Here is a 19863-nt window from a genome sequence, read left to right on the forward strand (position 1 = left end):
ATTCTTTATTGATAATAAAGAATATGAAAATTTGTACTCTTCTTATTTTGGTGATCCAAATAGAACTTATGAATAATATTATAAAGAGAAAATTGCTTTTGAGTTTCGATTATAATTTTTTTCTAATCTAAATCAATTTTTATATGATAGCTGGAAATATTTATGTTCTTCTGATGTTTTTTTATCTTGTGCTGCGTATGTCAAAGATGTTTCGTTCTCAAAAGGTTATCAATAAATTTCGGGAAGATGCCGTCGCGGTTGAACAATTTAGATATTAGGAATTTTACACTGCTTGGATGACAGAGTGTATTTGGATAAAAATATTAGGCCAAATCAAAATAAATTATTTGTAAATGCGTATATAGAACTTGACTCCAATCTTTTTGGTTTACCTCGCCTGATTACCCAGTATGCATTGGATAAGAATTTTAGTAAATTTCAGACATAATGGATGGCTTAAATAAATCTCCTCGATTAATTAAAAGAAGGATTTATCCAAAAAAATGAAAAAATATTTTTGCATGGTGTTTTTCCTGCTGGGTGCGTGTCATTCACAAGAAATGAAAGTAAAAGCTTTAAGAGATGTATGGATATAACAGTACAGATGCGGCTTACAGTCTTGTAGATTTTATTATTCCTAAAGATAGTATTTGCTTTTTGGGTAAAGAGAAATATGGCAAAACTGACCGTTTCGTAGAAGTTCGTTGTGAGAATGGACTTAAAGGACTGGTTATTGAAGATGAAGCTTTTGAACCTATGAAGTAAATAAACAGCAAAAGTAGCATCAAATAGCTTTAGATGGGTTATTTATCATTATATGTTGATAAAGAGTGATAAAAAATTCTTTGGGATTAATAAAATGAATAATGTAGCTTGCCTTTATATAGCTATGAGTACATGTTTTGGGCTTTTAGGTTGTCAAAATAATCAAGAAAAAAAAGTGGTTGCTTTAAGAGATGTAAATATGTATCGAGAAGTAGGAGCTTTGTATAGTCAGCCCGATTTTATTATTCCGAAAGGGAGTATTTGTTTTTTAGGAGAAGAGGTTTATGACAAAGTTGATAAATTTAGAAAAATCCGTTGTGAAAATGGATTGAATGGTTGGGTAGTTGATGAGGATTATTTTCAATAAAATTAAAGGCATGGTTCTTAATATAATATAAAAGTTTTTTATGTACGATTCTAAACTTAGCAAGCTAACTGAACTTAGATTTTTCTCATACATGATAGTTAAAAAAGCTATTGTTTTTAGGCGAAGAAAAATATGAAAAAAAACGACCGCTTTGTCTAAATCTGTTGTGAGTGATTATCGAAGATGAAGCTTTTATGCCTTTGGATGAATAGGTAATTAAATTCAAAATCTTAAATATGAACAAAATACTCAAAACCATTATTTTCCTCGCCGCTCTGGTGGCCGCTTTTTACGCAGGCATGAAATTCCAAACCTATGTTTATGATGATTTATGCCTGGATTTGGGCGGCGGCAAACAGCCGGGCGGTTATCCGATATGCGTGATTGAGCGTAATATCGAAAAATAAATGCCTGTTTGAAAACGGATTCGAGCATACTTAAAGCCTTTTCAGACGGCCTAAGCAAGATCAATAAAAATACGACAACAAAAAGGAAGTAAACCCCATGTTTCTATGGTTAGCCCATTTCAGCGACTGGATTTCCGCGCTGAACGTTTTTCAATACACCACATTCCGCGCCGTGATGGCGGCATTAACCGCATTGGCATTCTCGCTGCTGCTCGGCCCGTGGACTATCCGCAAGCTGACCGAGTTGAAAGTCGGCCAGGCCGTGCGCCACGACGGGCCGCAAACCCACCTGATTAAAACCGGCACGCCTACGATGGGCGGCTCGTTGATTCTTACCGCGATTACCGTGTCCACACTGCTGTGGGGCAATCTCGGCAACATCTATATTTGGATTCTGCTGCTGGTACTGCTGGCCACCGGCGCGCTGGGTTTTTACGACGACTGGCGCAAGGTGGTTTATAAAGACCCGAACGGCGTGTCGGCGCGGTTCAAAATGGTGTGGCAGTCGGGTGTAGCATTGGCGGCGGGTTTGCTGCTGTTTTATGTGGCGCAAAACTCGGCCAACAATATTCTGATTGTGCCTTTCTTCAAACAAGTCGCCTTGCCGCTGGGCGTGATCGGCTTTGTGGTGTTGGCTTATCTCACCATCGTCGGCACGTCCAACGCCGTGAACCTTACCGACGGCTTGGACGGCTTGGCCGCTTTCCCCGTGGTGCTGGTGGCAGGCGGTTTGGCGGTTTTTGCCTACGCCAGCGGCCACTCCGAATTTGCCGCCTACTTGCAGCAGCCGTATGTGGCGGGCGCGAACGAAGTGGTGATTTTCTGCGCGGCCATGTGCGGCGCATGTTTGGGCTTTTTGTGGTTCAACGCCTACCCCGCACAAGTGTTTATGGGCGACGTGGGCGCGCTGGCTTTGGGTGCGGCACTCGGCACCGTGGCGGTGATTATCCGCCAAGAGTTCGTGCTGGTGATTATGGGCGGCCTGTTTGTGGTCGAAGCCATTTCGGTGATGCTGCAAGTGAGCTGGTACAAACGCACGAAAAAACGCATTTTCCTGATGGCGCCGATTCACCACCATTACGAGCAAAAAGGCTGGAAAGAAACGCAGGTGGTGGTGCGCTTTTGGATCATTACCATCGTGTTGGTGCTGATCGGTTTGAGCACGCTGAAGGTGCGTTGAGGCCGTCTGAAAAGATATGACACAACAAACCCTCTACAACTTATTGGGCGGCGAAGCGGGCGTGCAGGAATTGACCGACCGCTTCTATGATTTGATGGACTTAGAGCCGCAATACACCGAACTGCGTGAACAACACGGCGAAACGCTGGATTATGCCGCGAACGACTGTTTCAATTTTTAAGCGGCTGGCTCGGTGGCCCGCCACTGTACGAACATGCGCACGGCCATCCGCGCTTGCGCCAGCGGCATTTTCCCTTTGCCGTAAGCATGAACACACGCAACCAATGGATCGCCTGTTTCGCCCAAGCCTTGCAGGAATTGTCGGTCAAACCCGAATGGGCGGAGCCGCTGCTGCTGCGCCTGTTTGTATTGGCCGACTGGATGCGCAACCAAAACGAACCGGAATATGCCTCGCCTATGCCGCCGATGGCGGGGAATCCTGAAGATAGGCTGGCGGAGTTGGTGGCGGTGTTGAAGGTATTTGGGGTAGCAGGGTTTTTTGAGGCCGTCTGAAAAAATTGATCGATATAAAAATAGCGCGTCATACTCGGGCTTGACCCGAGTATCTCCCAAATATCAGGGAGAGGTATTTCAGACGGCCTTGCAGATAACAAGATACTCGGGTCAAGCCCGAGTATGACGGACATATTCAGAGTAACAAAATGAACTGGCAAAACAAAAAAATCCTAGTCGCCGGCCTGGGCGGCACGGGTGTTTCGATGATTGCGTTTTTGCAGCGGCAGGGCGCGCAGGTGGCGGCTTATGATGCTGATTTGAAACCCGAACGCGAGGCGGAATTGAAGCAGCGGTTTAACGGCTTAAGCTGTTATACAGGCCGTCTGAAAGACGCTTTGGCGCACGGTTTCGATATTCTCGCCCTCAGCCCCGGCATCAGCGAGCGTGCGCCCGAAATCGAGGTGTTCAAGCAAAGCGGCGGCGTGGTGTTGGGCGACGTGGAAATTCTGGCGCACGAGTTGAAAGGCAAAAGCGACAAAATCATCGCCATCACCGGCAGCAACGGCAAAACCACCGTTACCAGTTTGGTCGGTTATCTGTGCGAAAAATGCGGGCTGGACACCGTGGTGGCGGGCAATATCGGCACGCCCGTGTTGGAGGCCTATATGCAGCGCGGCGGCAAAGCGGCGGACGTATGGGTGCTCGAGTTATCCAGTTTCCAGCTTGAAAACACCGACCATCTTGCCGCCGATGCCGCGGTGGTGCTGAATATTTCAGAAGATCACCTCGACCGCTACGACGACCTGCTCGATTATGCCCACGCCAAAGACAAAATTTTTCGCGGCAGCGGCGTGCAGGTGCTCAATGCCGACGACGTGATGTGCCGTGCCATGAAACGCCCGAACCGCGACATCAAATGGTTTTCGTTGGAAGGGCAGGCCGATTATTGGGCGGACGTTCAGACAGGCCGTCTGAAAGCCGGTGCAAACGATTTGCTGGACACCGCCACCATTCCCCTGCAAGGCTTGCACAACGCGGCGAACGTGTTGGCGGCTTTGGCTTTGTGCGAAGCCGTCGGCCTGCCGCGAACCGAATTGCTGCAACACATTCAAACCTTTAAAGGCCTGCCGCACCGCGTGGAAAAAGTCGGCGAGAAAAACGGCATCACGTTTATCGACGACAGCAAAGGCACCAATGTCGGTGCCACCGCCGCCGCCATTGCCGGTTTGCAAAGCCCGCTGGTGTTGATTGCGGGCGGGCAGGGCAAAGGGCAGGACTTCACGCCCCTGCGCGCCGCGCTGCACAACAAAGCCCGCGCCGTGCTGCTGATCGGTGTGGATGCGGCGCTTATCCGCCGCGATTTAGCCGGCTGCGGTGTGGATTTGATTGACTGCGCAACGCTGGAAGAAGCCGTTCAGACGGCCTACAAGCTGGCGCAAAGCGGCGACATCGTTTTGCTCAGCCCGGCTTGCGCGAGCTTCGATATGTTCAAAGGCTATGCGCATCGGGCGCAGGTGTTTGTTGAGGCGTTTAAGGCGTTGTAAGGTTTTTCAGACGGCCTGATGGTTTGAGGCCGTCTGAAAAACGTGCAGTACGGAAAAGTGCTTGCCTGCGCCGAAATCGCACCGCTTATCCGAACGCTGATGATGAGCCGTCTTGCTTTGCCCATAATGAATATCCCGGCTCGGTTTCGAGCGGTTTAATCAGAAAGGAAAACGGGTGGAGCAGGCAAGTCGTCAAGATCATCAAGAAATAGTGCCGGATAAGTTGAATTATCTGCCTTTGCTATGGCCGATGTGCTTGTTTGGCGGCCCGCTTGGGCTGTTAAGTCTTATTGTTGTCGAGGCGTTAAGCAATGGCGGGTTATTCGCCGGTTCGGCCTCAATGCTGTGGGACGCATGGCCGTATTCCATCCCAATCTCTTGGATGTTCGGCGTCATCCCCGCTTGGCTGACTTGGCTTGTGGCTAATGTATTAAAGTTGCGGCGGGGCATAAAAGGCAGCGTTGTGATGGGTATTACAGGCGCTTTGGTGCCGATAGTGCTTGATTGGCTCTTTTTCGGCTTATCGCTGATTTGGTACGCTTTCAGTATCGCAGGATTGTTATCAGCTTTGGTATTTTCGTTTTGGTTGCCCCAAACTTCCATGTTATCAACCGATAAACAGCCGGAGGCAGTTCAGCAATGAATAAAAAAGTTTGGTTTGGGGTAGGAATAACCTTCTCGATTCTTGTGACCATCGCCGCAGTCTTTTTATTTTGGCTGAAACCGCTACCGCCCGCCGTGCTGGAAGGCGAGGCCGAGGCCAAGCCGAAGGTGGGCAATTCGGAGCCGCTTCCGGCTTCGGCTGTGATCGACCGTTTGGTGGTTTATAAGGCCAAGCGCCAGATGTGGGCGTATCACGGGGAAGAGTTGCTGAAAATTTATCCGGTGTCGCTGGGTTTTAATCCCGTCGGCCACAAGCAGTTTGAAGGCGACGGCAAAACGCCCGAAGGTCTTTACCGGATAAACGAACGAAATCCGAACAGCGGCTATCATAAAAATCTGGGCGTGTCTTATCCGAATGCCGCCGATAAAGCCTATGCCGCATCGCAGGGCAAAGAGCCGGGCGGGCTGATTAAAATCCACGGCTTGCCCAACGGCAAAGGCGCCATCGGCAGACACCATTTGCGGCGCGACTGGACCAACGGCTGCATCGCGGTTACCGATGATGAGGTGGACGAACTCTACCGCAGCGTGGTTTACAATGCGCCCATTGACATCCGCCCATAAGCGGCGGTGCGTTGCCGGTGTGCGGGGGAAATGTTTTAAAAACGAAATAAGGGGCTGACGCCATCTGTTCAGACGGCCTAGTATGTTTGAGGCCGTCTGAAATATTTAAATCCAACAGAAATGATTCAAGCAATATGATTACCGAATCCAAAATTCTCGACCGTAAAATCCTCCGCAGCGGGCAGAAATTCGACCATTCGCTGCTGTGGATGGTGGTTTTGATGACGGCGTTCAGCCTGATGATGATTTATTCCGCCTCGATTGCCTATGCCGCGCACGACGGCGGCGACAAATGGTTTTATCTCGGCCGCCAAGCCATATTTTTAGGCATAGGTGCAGGCGTGGCCTTGGCCGTGGCGAAAATCCCGCTGAAAACCTGGAAAAAGGCAACGCCGTTTATCCTGCTCGGCAGCTTGGTTTTGCTGGTGGCCGTGTTGGTGGTGGGGCGTGAAATCAACGGCGCGAAACGCTGGATTCATTTGGGGCCGTTCAACTTGCAGCCGACAGAGATTTTCAAAATGGCGGTGATTCTGTATCTGTCGAGCTTCTTTACCCGTCGTGCCGAAATTCTCAAGCAGTTTAAAAAAGTGGGTTTTTCCGCCGTGCCGGTAGGTATCGGCTTGGGGCTGATTATGCTGGAGCCGGACTTCGGTTCGTTTGTGGTGGTGACTGCCGTAGCGATGGGGCTGCTGTTTCTAGCCGGCTTGCCGTGGCGGTGGTTCATGATGATGGTGGGCATCGGTTTGGCCAGTATGGCTGCTTTGATTGCCGTTGCGCCGTATCGTATGGCGCGTGTGGCGGCGTTTTTGAATCCGTGGGAAGACCCGCTCGGCAAGGGCTACCAGCTTACCCATTCGCTGATGGCGATTGCCCGCGGCGAGTGGTTCGGCGTCGGCTTGGGTGCGAGTTTGGAAAAACGCTTTTATCTGCCCGAAGCGCATACCGACTTCATTTTGGCGGTAATTGGCGAAGAGTTCGGTTTTGTCGGCATTTTCGTGCTGATTTTCTGCTATGCGTGGCTGGTGTGGCGTGCATTTTCCATCGGCAAGCAGGCGCGCGATTTGGAATTGTTTTTCGGTGCTTATGTTGCCAAAGGCATCGGTATCTGGTTGGGCATTCAAAGCTTTTTCAATATCGGCGTGAACATCGGCCTGCTGCCGACCAAAGGCCTGACCTTGCCGCTGATGTCTTACGGCGGTTCGGCCGTCATCATTATGCTGGCCTGTATGGCACTGTTGCTGAGAGTGGATTATGAAAACCGCCTGAAAATGCGCGGTTATAAAGTCGAGGGGTAAAAACGATGAAAACAAAAACCTTTATGTTGATGGCAGGTGGCACGGGAGGCCACATTTTCCCCGCGCTGGCGGTGGCGGAATCGCTGCGCTCGCGCGGGCACCATGTGATTTGGCTGGGCAGCGCAGGCTCGATGGAAGAGCGCATCGTGCCCAAGCACAATATCCGTTTGGAAACGCTGGCCATCAAAGGCGTGCGCGGCAACGGACTCAAGCGCAAAATCATGCTGCCGTTCACTTTGTTTAAAACCGTGCAGGCTGCGCTGCATATCATTAGAAGGCACCGCGTGGATTGTGTGATCGGCTTCGGTGGATTTGTGACCTTTCCGGGCGGGGTGGCGGCCAAATTGGCGGGTATTCCCGTAGTGATTCACGAGCAAAACGCCGTGGCCGGTTTGGCCAACAAACAGCTTTCCCGCTGGGCGCGCCGCGTGCTGTATGCTTTTCCCAAAGCATTTGACAATCCCGACGGCTTGGTCGGCAATCCCGTGCGTGCAGACATCGCCAATCTGCCCGAACCCGCCCAACGCTTTGCCGGCAGGGAAGGCCGTCTGAAAGTATTGGTAATGGGCGGCAGCTTGGGCGCAGACGTATTGAACCAAACCGTGCCGCGCGCTTTGGCTCTGCTTACCGAAAACGAACGCCCGCAGATTTATCATCAAGCCGGTCGCGGCAAACTCGGCAGCCTGCAAAGCGATTACGATTTGCTGAACGTAAAAGCCAAATGCGTGGAATTTATCGACGATATGGTTGCCGCTTACCAACATGCCGATGTGGTGATTTGCCGTGCCGGTGCGCTGACGATTGCCGAGCTGACCGCAGCAGGCGTGGGCGCGCTGCTGGTGCCGTATCCACATGCCGTTGACGACCACCAAACCGCCAACGCCCGCTTTATGGTGAAAGCCGATGCCGGTTTGCTGCTGCCGCAGTCGCAACTGACTGCCGAAAAGCTGGCCGAAGTATTGTGGGCGTTGGATAGAGACCGCTGCCTCGAGTGGGCGAAAAACGCGCGCACTTTGGCCATGCCGCACAGTGCCGACGATGTGGCCGTTACCGCCATCGCCACCACCATGTAATTCATTTCAGACGGCCTGTGGTTTCTATTGAGGCCGTCTGAAAAAAATTTCTGCATATTTTCAAACAACCTGAACAGCCTTTTACATTAAACCCATAGCTTCTCGGGCCGCAGGCCATTAAAATAATAACTTTTTATTCCCGTGTAAAACGACACTTGCATCCGCATCGCCGAAAAGCAGGGGGATAAAATAGCAAGGCCGTCTGAAACGGTATGTAAAATTCAGGAATAACAACAACATGAAAAACAGAGTTAACAATATTCATTTTGTGGGCATCGGCGGTTCGGGTATGAGCGGGATTGCCGAAGTGCTGCACAATCTGGGTTTTAACGTATCCGGTTCCGATCAGGCGCAAAGTGCGGTAACGCGCCACCTGAGCGGCTTGGGGATTCAGGTGTATCCCGGCCATACCGCCGCCCACGTTACCGATGCCGACGTTGTTGTGATTTCAACCGCCGTGAAGGCCGACAATCCCGAAGTGGTGGCCGCGCACGAGCGCAAAATCCCCGTGATTCCCCGTGCCTTGATGTTGGCCGAGCTGATGCGCTTTCGCGACGGCATCGCCATTGCCGGCACACACGGCAAAACCACCACCACCAGCCTGACCGCATCTATTTTGGCGGCAGCAGGCATGGACCCGACCTTTGTTATCGGCGGCAAACTCACCGCCGCCGGTACAAACGCCCGTTTGGGCAGCGGCCAATACATCGTTGCCGAAGCAGACGAATCGGACGCCTCTTTTCTGCATCTCACCCCCGTTATGTCGGTTGTGACCAATATCGACACCGACCACATGGATACCTACGACCACAGCGTCGAAAAGCTGCATCAGGCGTTTGTAACCTTTATCCACCGCATGCCTTTTTACGGCAAAGCCTTTTTGTGCATCGACAGCGAGCATGTGCGGGCGATTGTGCCGCGCATCAGCAAACCTTTTGCCACTTACGGGCTGGACGAATCCGCCGATATTTACGCCACCGACGTGCGCACCGAAGGCACGCAAATGCGCTTTACCGTGCATGCGAAACACAACGGCACCGAACCGTTTGAAGTGGTGCTGAACATGCCGGGCCGTCATAACGTATTGAACGCACTTGCCGCCATCGGCGTGGCTTTAGAGGTCGGCGCGTCGGTAGAGGCCATTCAAAAAGGTTTGTTGGGCTTTGAAGGCGTAGGCCGCCGTTTCCAAAAATACGGCGAAGTTGCCTTGCCTTCGGGCGGAAAAGTGACCTTGATCGACGATTACGGCCATCACCCCGTAGAAATGGCCGCAACATTGGCCGCAGCCCGCGGTGCGTATCCGAACAACCGTTTGGTGTTGGCGTTTCAGCCGCACCGCTATACCCGCACCCGCGATTTATTCGAAGACTTCGTAAGCGTGTTGAATACCGTCGACACTCTGGTGCTCACCGAAGTGTATGCCGCCGGAGAAGAGCCGATTGTGGCCGCCGACAGCCGCGCCTTGGCGCGTGCCGTGCGTGTATTGGGCAGGCTTGAACCGATCTACTGCGAAGATGTGAATGCGTTGCCCGAAACCCTGATCAACCTTCTGCAAGACGGAGACGTGGTGCTGACCATGGGAGCGGGCAGCATCAATAAAGTGCCGGCAGCGTTTATCGAAGCAAGTGCCCGCGCATAAAACAGGCCGTCTGAACAAAGAAAGAGTTACCAACATGCAAGCATTTGGCAAAGTTGCCGTACTGATGGGCGGTTTTTCAAGCGAACGGGAGATATCCTTAAAAAGCGGAGCCGCCATTCTCGAAGCCCTAAAAAGCAAAGGGATAGACGCCCATGCGTTCGACCCGAAAGAAACCCCGCTTTCAGAGCTGAAAACACAAGGGTTTCAGACGGCCTTCAATATCCTGCACGGCACTTACGGTGAAGACGGCAGCGTGCAGGGTGCGCTCGAATTATTGGGCATTCCCTACACGGGAAGCGGGGTGATGGCTTCCGCCGTCGGCATGGATAAATACCGCTGCAAACTGATTTGGCAGGCTTTGGGTTTGCCCGTTCCCGAATTTGCCGTGCTTCACGAAAACAGCGATTTTGACGAACTCGAGCGGCAGCTCGGCCTGCCTATGTTTGTGAAGCCCGCCGCAGAAGGCAGCAGCGTAGGCGTAGTAAAAGTGAAAGAAGCAGGCCGTCTGAAAGAAGTGTATGAAGAACTCAAGCATTTTCACGGCGAGATTATTGCCGAACGCTTTATCGGCGGCGGAGAATATTCCTGCCCCGTGATTAACGGCGAAGGCTACCCCAGCATCCGCATTATTCCCGCCACCGAGTTTTACGACTACGAAGCCAAATACAACCGTAACGATACCGTGTATCAATGCCCGTCCGATTTAAATCAGGAAGACGAAGCACAGATGCGCGTTTTAGCGGCACGGGGCGCGGTAGCCATAGGTGCGCAGGGCGTATCGAGAGTAGATTTTCTGAAAGATACCGACGGCAAACTGTATCTTCTGGAAATCAACACCTTGCCCGGAATGACCGACCACAGCTTAGTGCCGAAATCGGCTGCCCAAACCGGCTTGAGCTTCGCCGATTTATGTGTTGAAATTCTGAAAACCGCTCATGTGGGATAATGCAGGCGCATTAAAGCGCGTAACCGGCTGGCTGATGATCCTGGTAGTGTTGATACTGCTGGGAGCATTGGCCGTTTGGGTTTACAATTCACCTTATTTTCCGGTCAAGCAGGTAAAAATCGAAGGCGATGTGCAACGCACCGGCAACAAACAACTGCAAAGCGTGGCGCAGCAATACATCCGCGGCAATATTTTCAAAGCCGATTTGAACGGTGCCCAAGAAGCCTTTGCCAAACTGCCGTGGATAGATAAAGTGTCCGTGCGCCGCCGCCTGCCCGACACGGTTGAAATCAACCTGAAAGAGCGTGTGCCGGTAGGGCGCTGGAAAGAATCCGGTTTGATCGACAGCAACGGCAACCTGTTCAATGCCGCTACCGACGAAGCCTTTCCGCTCTTCGAAGGGCAGCCCGGAACCGGAGCCATCATGGTCAAGCATTACAACGAATTTACCGCCATACTCAAACCCAAAAACCTGAGTATCGCCAAACTCGAATACACACCGCGTTCGGCGTGGTCGGTAGAATTAAACAACGGCATTTCCGTCAGATTGGGGCGTGAAAACGAAACCAAACGTCTGCAACGCTTTGCCGACATGTGGCAGGAAGTGCTGCAAGTGCGCCAAAGCAACATAGATTATGTAGATATGCGCTACAAAGACGGTTTTGCCGTGCGCTATCTTGAGAAAACACAAGAGCAAGAAACAGCAGGGCCGTCTGAAACCGCGATTCCAGAGGCCGAAACAGCAAACAGACAGTAACATAAATAAAATGAATGGGACATCATGGTAAAAGGCAAATATATCAGCGCATTGGATATCGGTACTTCTAAAGTTATCGCATTAATCGGCGAAATACAGGAAGACAATGAAATCCACATTATCGGCTTGGGTCAGGCACCGTCGCGCGGCCTGAAAGCCGGTATGGTGACCAATATCGATGCCACTGCCCAAGCCATTAAACAGGCCATGAACGAAGCCGAGTTGATGGCGGACTGTAAAGTAGACAGCGTAACCACCGGCATCGCAGGCAACCATATCCGCAGCCTCAATTCGCAAGGCGTGGTTAAAATCAAAGACGGCGAAGTGTCGCAAGCCGATATCGACCGTGCTATTGAAACCGCTAAAGCCGTTAATATTCCGCCTGACCACAATATACTGCATACCGTTGTCCAAGAGTATATTATCGACAACCAACCCGGCGTGAAAGAACCCATCGGCATGAGCGGCGTTCGTTTGGATACGCGCGTACACATCATTACCGGAGCCATTACCGCCCTGCAAAACATCCAAAAATGCGTTAACCGCTGCGGCCTGCACATGGATCAGATTATGTTGCAGCCTTTGGCCAGCGGGCAGGCCGTCTTAACCGAAGACGAAAAAGATTTGGGCGTATGCGTAATCGATATCGGCGGCGGTACTACCGATATTGCCGTTTATACCAACGGTGCCATCCGCCATACCGCCGTGATTCCGGTTGCCGGCGATTTGATTACCAAAGATTTGGCACAAGCATTGCGTACTCCGCATAATGCGGCTGAATACATCAAAATCCATCACGGCGTGGCTATTGCCACTATGGACGGTTTGGATGAAATGATCGAAGTGCCCAGCGTAGGCGACCGCCAGCCGCGCCAAATTTCCCGCCGCGTATTGGCCAGCGTTATCGGCCCGCGCGTGGAAGAAATTTTGGAGCTGACGCTTAACGAGTTGCGCCGTTCGGGTTTCCCCGAAGAAGTGCTGACTTCCGGCATCGTATTGACGGGCGGCGCATCACTGCTTACCGGCATTGTGGATTTGGCAGAAGACGTATTCAACCTGCCTGCGCGTATAGGTGTGCCGCAAGAAATGGGCGGCGTTTCCGAACGTATCCGCAATCCCCGTTATGCTACCGCCATCGGCTTGCTTCAGGCGGCCCGCGGCGAAGTTTACGGCAGCCCAGTTTCCGGCGCGGTCGTAGTAAGAGAGCACAAAGACAGCTTGTGGGTGAAATTCCGCGACTGGCTCAAAAACAACTTTTAAAACAAACGTAAAAATATAATAAGAATATAAGAAGGCTTTTGCCAGCCGCATCATGCTTCTTATATAATTAGCGTATATTTATTCCCATTTTTTATCCCGTTTTATCCGTCCTGACGCAGGGCGCAAAGGAGTGTTACATGGAATTGGTTTACGACGTAGTAGAATCAGCTGCAAGCCCTGCGGTCATTAAAGTTATCGGCATCGGCGGCGGCGGTTGCAACGCTATCAACAACATGATTTTGAATACCGTTCAAGGTGTTGAATTTATTAGCGCGAATACCGACGCCCAATCTTTAGGCAAAAGCAATGCCGGCAAACGTATCCAGTTAGGTACCAATTTAACCCGCGGTTTGGGTGCGGGTGCCAACCCTGAAATCGGCCGCGCCGCAGCCCAAGAAGACCGTGAAGCCATTGCAGATGCCATCCGCGGTGCCAATATGCTGTTCATTACCACCGGTATGGGCGGTGGTACCGGTACCGGTGCTGCTCCTGTTGTTGCTGAAATTGCCAAAGAGCAAGGCATTTTGACTGTGGCTGTTGTGACCCGTCCGTTCGGCCACGAAGGTAAACGCGTTCACATCGCCCAAGAAGGCTTGGATCACCTGAAAAGCCAAGTGGATTCATTAATCGTGATTCCTAACGACAAACTGATGACTGCATTGGGCGAAGACATCACCGTGCGTGAAGCATTCCGCGCTGCCGACAATGTGTTGCGCGATGCCGTTGCCGGTATTTCCGAAGTAGTTACCCGCCCCGGTTTCATCAACTTGGACTTCGCCGACGTGAAAAACGTGATGAGCATTATGGGCATGGCGATGATGGGTTCAGGCTTTGCCCAAGGCATCGACCGTGCACGCTTGGCTACTGAACAAGCTATTTCCAGCCCGCTCTTGGATGATGTGACTTTGGATGGTGCGCGCGGCGTGTTGGTAAACATTACCACCGCTCCGGGGTGCCTGAAAATGTCGGAATACCGCGAAATCATGAAAGTGGTGGACGAATATGCCCATCCCGAAGCAGAGCGTAAATACGGTACGGCCGAAGATGAAAACATGGAAGAAGATGCCATCCGTGTAACCATCATCGCAACCGGTTTGAAAGAAAACAATGTGTTGGGTTCCAACAATAATCTGCGTATGGTGAAAACCCAGCAGGCTACCGGCACGGACGACGGTTTCCCCAATATCGACGGCTTAATCCGTTCCGGCCGCAATACCCGCAGCATGAACCTGACTGCTTCTGATTTTTCAAATCAATCTGTATTGGATGATTTTGAAATTCCAGCCATTTTGCGTCGCCAAGCAGATTAAGATTTGTTGTTCTGATTAAGAATCAGCGATACGACCGTCTGAAACATATTGTTTCAGACGGTCGTATGTTTTTTGAATCAATGCGTTGCCCTTATACGGTAACTTTTATAGATGCGCAGTTGTAAGAAAAAGGCTTTTCCGTTCGTCTAGAATCAATCAACTTACTTAATAACAAAACCGTCATACTCGGCTTGACGCGATTATCTTGAGTTTCAGCAAATTTAGGCGATACTCGGGTCAAGCCCGAATATGACGTATGTACTATTTTTAAGTTGATTGACTATCATGGCTTTCGGGAAACGGCTTCAGGCGGAAAGATACCGAGGCCGTCTGAAAAGCTTTGCAGGCACTTTGTTCATTTGTATTAGGAAACCTTTTCTATATGATTACAGCTGTTTTTGCTCTTATTTTTGCTATCCGTTTAGTTTCTCTTTCTATTTCTGTTCAAAACGAAAAACGCTTGATTGCGGCGGGTGCCAAGCAGTTTGGCGAGAAAAATTCGAAGCTGCTGGCTGCGGCACATATCATCTATTATTTTTCGGCACTTGCCGAATCGCATATCCGAGAGGCGGTTTTTGACGGTATTTCCGCAGCAGGTACGGCATTGACGGCGTTTGCCTTGGTTGTGCTGTTTTACGTTATTCGTGCGTTGGGTGAAATTTGGACGCTGAAAATTTATATCCATCCGCAACATAAAATCAACAGGTCGTGGTTGTTCCGCTATGTACGCCATCCCAATTATTTTTTGAATATTATTCCCGAGCTGATCGGCGTGGGTTTGCTTTGTCATGCTTGGACAACCATGATGGTCGGCTTGCCGGTGTATATGGTTATTCTCTCTATCCGTATCCGCCAAGAGCATGAAGCGATGCGCCATTTGTGGTAAACGCTGTTTAGGCCGTCTGAAAACTTATGTTCAGACGGCTTTTTTAGCAGGCTATTTTTTCAGAATGGCATTTGTTTCAGCTAGAATATTGATAATAAATTTACAGTTACCGATATAACTTATTTTCCGCCGACGTGTTTCTCTGCTTGGGCGGATTGGCATTCTCTGAAAATACGTTACAATTCAGGTCTGAAACCACTTTTTCAAACAAGGAAAGCCATGTTCAGCTTCTTTAAACGCAAGAAAAAACAGGAAACTGCCGAAACCGTTGCCGAACCTGTGCAAACGCCGGTATCGGAAGCGGCTGCCGAAAATGCGGACGAGCCGTCCGCCCTTGAAATTTCCACTCCCGAAACCCTCGAACCGCTGACCGAAACCCAGCTTGAAGCGGTAGAAGAACATGAAGAAAGCAGCGTACTCGACCAATTGGTGTCGGACGTGGTTTCCGGCAGCAGCGAGTTGCCCGAACAATACGATCCGAATGCGCCGGTAGCCAAAATCCACGTTTCGCCGATACCCGAAGGCGATGCCGCACCGGTGGAAGAGGCGGCCGAACTCAACAGCAGCGAATTGGCCGATGCTTTGAGATTGCCCGACAGTATCGCCACGATGACTGCGCCGGTGGTTGCCGCTGCCGACGAGCCTGCCGAACCTGTGACGGAGGAAGACGAACCAGCCAAGCTCGGTTGGGCGGCGCGTTTGAAAAAAGGCTTAACCAAATCGCGCGACCAAATGGCCAAATCGCTGGCCGGCGTATTCGGCGGCGGCCAGATCGACGAAGACCTGTATGAAGAGCTGGAAACCGTTCTGATTACCAGCGATATGGGCATGGAAGCCACCGAATATCTGATGAAAGACGTGCGCAAACGCGTGTCGCTGCGCGGTTTGAAAGACGGCAACGAGTTGCGCGGCGCTTTGAAAGACGCGATTTACGATTTGATCAAGCCGTTGCAGAAACCGCTGGTGATTCCCGACAACGGGCAGCCTTTTGTGATTATGCTGGCCGGCATCAATGGCGCGGGCAAAACCACTTCTATCGGCAAACTGGCCAAATATTTCCAATCGCAAGGTAAGTCGGTGCTGCTGGCGGCGGGCGATACTTTCCGTGCCGCCGCCCGCGAGCAGTTGCAGGAATGGGGCGCGCGCAACGGCGTGACCGTGATTTCGCAAAGCACGGGCGATTCCGCCGCTGTCTGCTTCGATGCCGTCGAAGCCGCCAAAGCGCGCGGTATCGACATCGTGCTGGCCGACACCGCAGGCCGCCTGCCGACCCAACTTCATTTGATGGAAGAAATCAAAAAAGTAAAACGCGTGCTGCAAAAATCCATGCCCGACGCCCCGCACGAAATCATCGTGGTGTTGGATGCGAATATCGGCCAAAACGCTATTAATCAAGTGGTTGCGTTTGATGATGCGCTGGACGTTACCGGCCTGATTGTTACCAAACTCGACGGTACGGCCAAAGGCGGCATTCTCGCCGCGCTGGCTTCCAACCGCCCGATTCCGGTGCGCTATATCGGCGTGGGTGAAAGCATAGACGACTTGCGCCCGTTTGACGCGCGTGCGTTTGTGGATGCTTTGTTTGACTGATTAGTTTGAGAAACAACAGATAAGGCCGTCTGAAAATAAGTTTTCAGACGGCCTTGATTGTATGATGGCGGCAGAAGACTGTTAGCTCGGTATGCTTAATCCGTTAGTGTAAAAGCTGTTTCGCTTTATTTCGCCGCAGCTCCCCCCCGTTTCAACAGCTCTTTAGCCAATTCCTGATAGGCCAGCGTGCCTTTGGCTTTGGCATCGTAAGCCAGCGCGGGCATGCCGTGGCTGGGGGCTTCGGCGAGGCGCACGTTGCGGGGGATGGTGGTGTTGAAAAGCTGCGGGCCGAAATGTGCTTGAAGTTGCTCGGACACTTCTTGCGAAAGGCGGCTGCGGCTGTCGTAAAGGGTGCGGACGATGCCGATAATGTCCAAGCGCGGGTTGATGGCTTGGCGGATTTTGCGCACGGTGGCGACTAAATCGGAAATGCCTTCGAGCGCGTAGTATTCGCACACCATCGGCACAATCACGCCGTTGGCGGCCACCAAGCCGTTGAGGGTGAGCAGGGTGAGGGTGGGCGGGCAGTCTATCAACACGAAATCGTAGTCGTCGGCAACGTCGGCCAGCGCGTTTTTCAGGCGCATTTCGCGGGCGAGTTCTTGCACCAGCTCGACTTCGGCGCCTGCCAGTGTGCGGTTGGCGGCGAGTACGTCGTAGCCGCCGGATTCGCTGTGCATTAAGGCGTTTTTAATGTCGGAATCGCCCAGCAGCACTTGGTAGATGCCGTTTTGAATATTGCTTTTGTCGATGCCGCTGCCGGTGGTGGCGTTGCCCTGCGGGTCTAAGTCGATAACCAATACCCGCTTCTTTTTGGCGGCCAGCGATGCGGCCAGATTGACCACGGTGGTGGTTTTGCCGACGCCTCCTTTTTGGTTGGCAACGGCGATAATGTTTGCGCCCATCTGTGACACCCGTGTGATATTTGAATTGGGGTGAATTGTACCGTTATTTGCGCCCGAATGGTATGAAGGCCGTCTGAAAAACAGGTTTCAGACGGCCTTCTCTATATGGGCAAGCGGATATGGTGAGACCTTTGCAAAACCCTATCTGCGGTGCATTTCTGCGTTGTGCGCTGCTACACTTTGAACTGCATCCACATCCGGGTTTTTTCAAAGGTCTGATTGTGATTAGCGCTTGGACGGCAGTTTCAACGGCTTAAGTCTGCCTGCCATTTTTGAATGCGCTGCAATACGCCCGCTGCGCTCAAGCCCAAGTCGTCGAGCAGTTTTTTTGGGTCGCCGTGTTCGGTAACGGTGTCGGCCACGCCCAAAACCAGCACGGGTTTGCAGATATTGTGCTTCGCCAGCACTTCCAGCACCGCGCTGCCTGCACCGCCTTGCTCGGCGTTTTCTTCAACGCTCACCAGATAATCGTGCGACTGCGCCAGTTTGAGAATCAATGCTTCGTCCAGCGGTTTCACGAAGCGCATATCGGCCACGGTTGCGTCCAGCGTTTCGGCGGCTTCCAGCGCGGGCTGAACCATGCTGCCGAAAGCGAAAACGGCGGTTTGGCTGCCTTCGCGTCTGACAACGCCTTTGCCGACGGGTACGGTATCGAGGCCGTCTGAAACCGTTGCACCGATGCCCGAACCGCGTGGGTAACGCACGGCGGTCGGCGCATCGAGTTGGTAACAGGTGGACAGCAGCAGGCGGCATTCGTTTTCATCGCTCGGGGCGGCGATGACCATATTCGGAACACAGCGCAAAAAGCTCAAATCATACAAACCGGCGTGGGTGGGGCCGTCTGCGCCCACGATGCCGGCGCGGTCAACGGCAAACATCACGGGCAGGTTTTGCAGGGCGATATCGTGGACGAGTTGGTCGTAGGCGCGTTGCAGAAAAGTGGAATAAATCGCCACCACCGGTTTTGCGCCTTGGCAGGCCAAGCCGCCGGCAAAGGTAACGGCGTGCTGTTCGGCGATGCCGACATCGAAATAACGCTCGGGGAATTTTTGTTCGTATTCGACCAAACCGCTGCCTTCGCGCATGGCGGGCGTGATGGCAACCAAGCGCGGGTCGGAGGCGGCCTGATCGCACAGCCATTTGCCGAAAATCTGCGTGTAGGTGGGTTTGGCGGCGGGTTGCGGCACAGGTTTGTAAGGTTCTTTTTCAGGCTCTTTCGCGAGGTTGGACACGGCGTGGTATTTTACCGGATCGTTTTCGGCGAGTTTGTAGCCTTGGCCTTTTTTGGTGATCACATGCAGAATCTGCGGGCCTTTTTTGGCGCGCAAGTCTTGCAGCACCTCCACCAGATTTTCAACGTCGTGGCCGTCGACGGGGCCGGTGTAATGGAAACCGAAGTTTTCAAATAGCGACAGCGATTGCTTGGCGTGCTCCGCTTCGCCGGCGATTGCTTTGATTTTGTGTTCGACTTTTTGAGCGATTTCCAACGCGCCGGGCAGTTTGTCGAGCACTTTGGTAGATTGCGCTTTGATGGTGCTGAGCAGGCCGTGCATATCGCGCACAACGTTACGCGCCAGATATTTGGGCAGCGCGCCGACATTGGGGGAAATCGACATTTCGTTGTCGTTGAGAATTACCAGCAGGTCGATTTCCATATCGCCCGCACAGTTTAAGGCTTCAAACGCCTGACCCGCCGTCATCGCGCCGTCGCCGATTACCGCTACGCTGCGTTTGCCGTTACCCGCCAGCTTGTCGGCCACCGCCATGCCGAGCGCCGCGCCTATGGATGTGGAAGAATGGCCGACACCGAATGCGTCGTATTCCGACTCACCGCGCTTGGGAAAACCTGCCAAACCGCCGTATTGGCGCATAGAACCCATGCGGTTTTTGCGGCCGGTGAGGATTTTGTGCGGATAACTTTGATGGCCGACATCCCAAACCAAGTTGTCGTTGGGCGTGTCGTACACATAATGCAGGGCAACGGTTAGCTCGACGGCGCCGAGGTTACTGGCGAAATGTCCGCCCGTTTTGCCGACAGAATCGAGCAGGAATGCGCGTAATTCGGCTGCTACTTTCGGCAGCTGGTCTTTGTTCAGACGGCGCAGGTCTTGCGGCAGATCGATGGTGTCGAGTAACGGGGTTTGGCTCATGGTAGGGTCTTTTTCTATGGAGTTTGCTACGGTAACGGCTGATTATAACAAGAGATTCTTGTGGCGGGATACGGAAATGGGGCGCGCAACGGCAAACTCACCGGCA

At 52.1% G+C, this 19863-nt stretch carries 18 protein-coding genes and 1 pseudogene; 17 read left to right on the plus strand and 2 right to left on the minus strand.

The features are described from left to right. Positions 1 to 582 precede the first annotated feature (582 nt). The 17 genes and pseudogenes from AKG43_RS06850 to ftsY all read left to right on the plus strand — a co-directional run bounded on the left by AKG43_RS06850 (position 583) and on the right by ftsY (position 16702). Positions 583 to 765: a hypothetical protein gene (locus tag AKG43_RS06850; protein ID WP_054599826.1), complete on the plus strand. Its 183-nt coding sequence runs from the start codon at positions 583 to 585 to the stop codon at positions 763 to 765. 94 nt (positions 766 to 859) lie between these two features. Then, positions 860 to 1132 (plus strand): DNA mismatch repair protein MutS, encoded by a 273-nt coding sequence (locus AKG43_RS06855; RefSeq protein WP_231718127.1) that lies wholly within the window; start codon positions 860 to 862, stop codon positions 1130 to 1132. A 236-nt stretch (positions 1133 to 1368) separates the two neighbouring features. Then, positions 1369 to 1539: a hypothetical protein gene (locus AKG43_RS12975; RefSeq protein WP_197273131.1), complete on the plus strand. Its 171-nt coding sequence runs from the start codon at positions 1369 to 1371 to the stop codon at positions 1537 to 1539. Between the two features lie 97 nt (positions 1540 to 1636). After that, positions 1637 to 2719, plus strand: coding sequence for a phospho-N-acetylmuramoyl-pentapeptide-transferase (mraY, locus tag AKG43_RS06860; protein ID WP_054599828.1), 1083 nt, complete (start codon positions 1637 to 1639; stop codon positions 2717 to 2719). Between the two features lie 16 nt (positions 2720 to 2735). Beyond that, positions 2736 to 3232: pseudogene (locus tag AKG43_RS06865) on the plus strand (group II truncated hemoglobin). 149 nt (positions 3233 to 3381) lie between these two features. After that, positions 3382 to 4719 carry a UDP-N-acetylmuramoyl-L-alanine--D-glutamate ligase gene (gene murD / locus AKG43_RS06870; protein ID WP_054599829.1) on the plus strand — a complete coding sequence of 446 codons (1338 nt, stop codon included), beginning with the start codon at positions 3382 to 3384 and terminating at the stop codon, positions 4717 to 4719. Between the two features lie 175 nt (positions 4720 to 4894). After that, positions 4895 to 5362, plus strand: coding sequence for a hypothetical protein (locus AKG43_RS06875; RefSeq protein WP_054599830.1), 468 nt, complete (start codon positions 4895 to 4897; stop codon positions 5360 to 5362). Then, positions 5359 to 5946, plus strand: a complete 588-nt coding sequence (locus tag AKG43_RS06880; protein ID WP_054599831.1) for a murein L,D-transpeptidase family protein — start codon at positions 5359 to 5361, stop codon at positions 5944 to 5946. Before AKG43_RS06875 ends, AKG43_RS06880 begins: the two co-directional genes overlap by 4 nt. A 134-nt stretch (positions 5947 to 6080) precedes the next feature. Further along, on the plus strand, positions 6081 to 7241 hold the full coding sequence (ftsW, locus tag AKG43_RS06885; RefSeq protein ID WP_054599832.1) for a putative lipid II flippase FtsW: 1161 nt from the start codon (positions 6081 to 6083) through the stop codon (positions 7239 to 7241). A 5-nt stretch (positions 7242 to 7246) separates the two neighbouring features. Further along, positions 7247 to 8314 (plus strand): undecaprenyldiphospho-muramoylpentapeptide beta-N-acetylglucosaminyltransferase, encoded by a 1068-nt coding sequence (gene murG / locus AKG43_RS06890; RefSeq protein ID WP_054599833.1) that lies wholly within the window; start codon positions 7247 to 7249, stop codon positions 8312 to 8314. A 238-nt stretch (positions 8315 to 8552) separates the two neighbouring features. Continuing rightward, the gene (gene murC / locus AKG43_RS06895; protein ID WP_054599834.1) at positions 8553 to 9953 is read left to right on the plus strand and encodes a UDP-N-acetylmuramate--L-alanine ligase; all 1401 of its coding nucleotides are present in this window, start codon (positions 8553 to 8555) and stop codon (positions 9951 to 9953) included. Between the two features lie 34 nt (positions 9954 to 9987). Beyond that, positions 9988 to 10899 carry a D-alanine--D-alanine ligase gene (locus AKG43_RS06900; RefSeq protein WP_054599863.1) on the plus strand — a complete coding sequence of 304 codons (912 nt, stop codon included), beginning with the start codon at positions 9988 to 9990 and terminating at the stop codon, positions 10897 to 10899. Continuing rightward, entirely contained in the window at positions 10889 to 11656 is a 768-nt protein-coding gene (locus AKG43_RS06905) for a cell division protein FtsQ/DivIB (RefSeq protein WP_054599835.1), read from the plus strand. The genes AKG43_RS06900 and AKG43_RS06905 overlap by 11 nt, the downstream gene beginning before the upstream one ends. 24 nt (positions 11657 to 11680) lie before the next feature. Further along, positions 11681 to 12916 (plus strand): cell division protein FtsA, encoded by a 1236-nt coding sequence (gene ftsA, locus AKG43_RS06910; RefSeq protein ID WP_054599836.1) that lies wholly within the window; start codon positions 11681 to 11683, stop codon positions 12914 to 12916. Between the two features lie 137 nt (positions 12917 to 13053). After that, complete coding sequence (gene ftsZ, locus AKG43_RS06915; RefSeq protein WP_054599837.1) at positions 13054 to 14226, plus strand: cell division protein FtsZ; 1173 nt, start codon at positions 13054 to 13056, stop codon at positions 14224 to 14226. A gap of 382 nt (positions 14227 to 14608) precedes the next feature. Further along, positions 14609 to 15112, plus strand: coding sequence for an isoprenylcysteine carboxyl methyltransferase family protein (locus AKG43_RS06920; RefSeq protein WP_054599838.1), 504 nt, complete (start codon positions 14609 to 14611; stop codon positions 15110 to 15112). A 219-nt stretch (positions 15113 to 15331) separates the two neighbouring features. Continuing rightward, positions 15332 to 16702: a signal recognition particle-docking protein FtsY gene (gene ftsY, locus AKG43_RS06925; RefSeq protein WP_054599839.1), complete on the plus strand. Its 1371-nt coding sequence runs from the start codon at positions 15332 to 15334 to the stop codon at positions 16700 to 16702. Positions 16703 to 16827: 125 nt separating this feature from the next. Here the strand turns inward: ftsY and AKG43_RS06930 are convergent, their stop codons facing one another. Both AKG43_RS06930 and dxs read right to left on the minus strand, forming a co-directional pair. Further along, entirely contained in the window at positions 16828 to 17607 is a 780-nt protein-coding gene (locus tag AKG43_RS06930; protein WP_054599840.1) for a ParA family protein, read from the minus strand. 245 nt (positions 17608 to 17852) lie between these two features. Continuing rightward, positions 17853 to 19757: a 1-deoxy-D-xylulose-5-phosphate synthase gene (gene dxs, locus AKG43_RS06935; RefSeq protein ID WP_054599841.1), complete on the minus strand. Its 1905-nt coding sequence runs from the start codon at positions 19755 to 19757 to the stop codon at positions 17853 to 17855. Between the last annotated feature and the right edge of the window lie 106 nt (positions 19758 to 19863).

It is taken from the genome of Neisseria sp. 74A18 (genome assembly GCF_001308005.1).
Classification (GTDB): Bacteria; Pseudomonadota; Gammaproteobacteria; order Burkholderiales; family Neisseriaceae; genus Neisseria; species Neisseria dumasiana.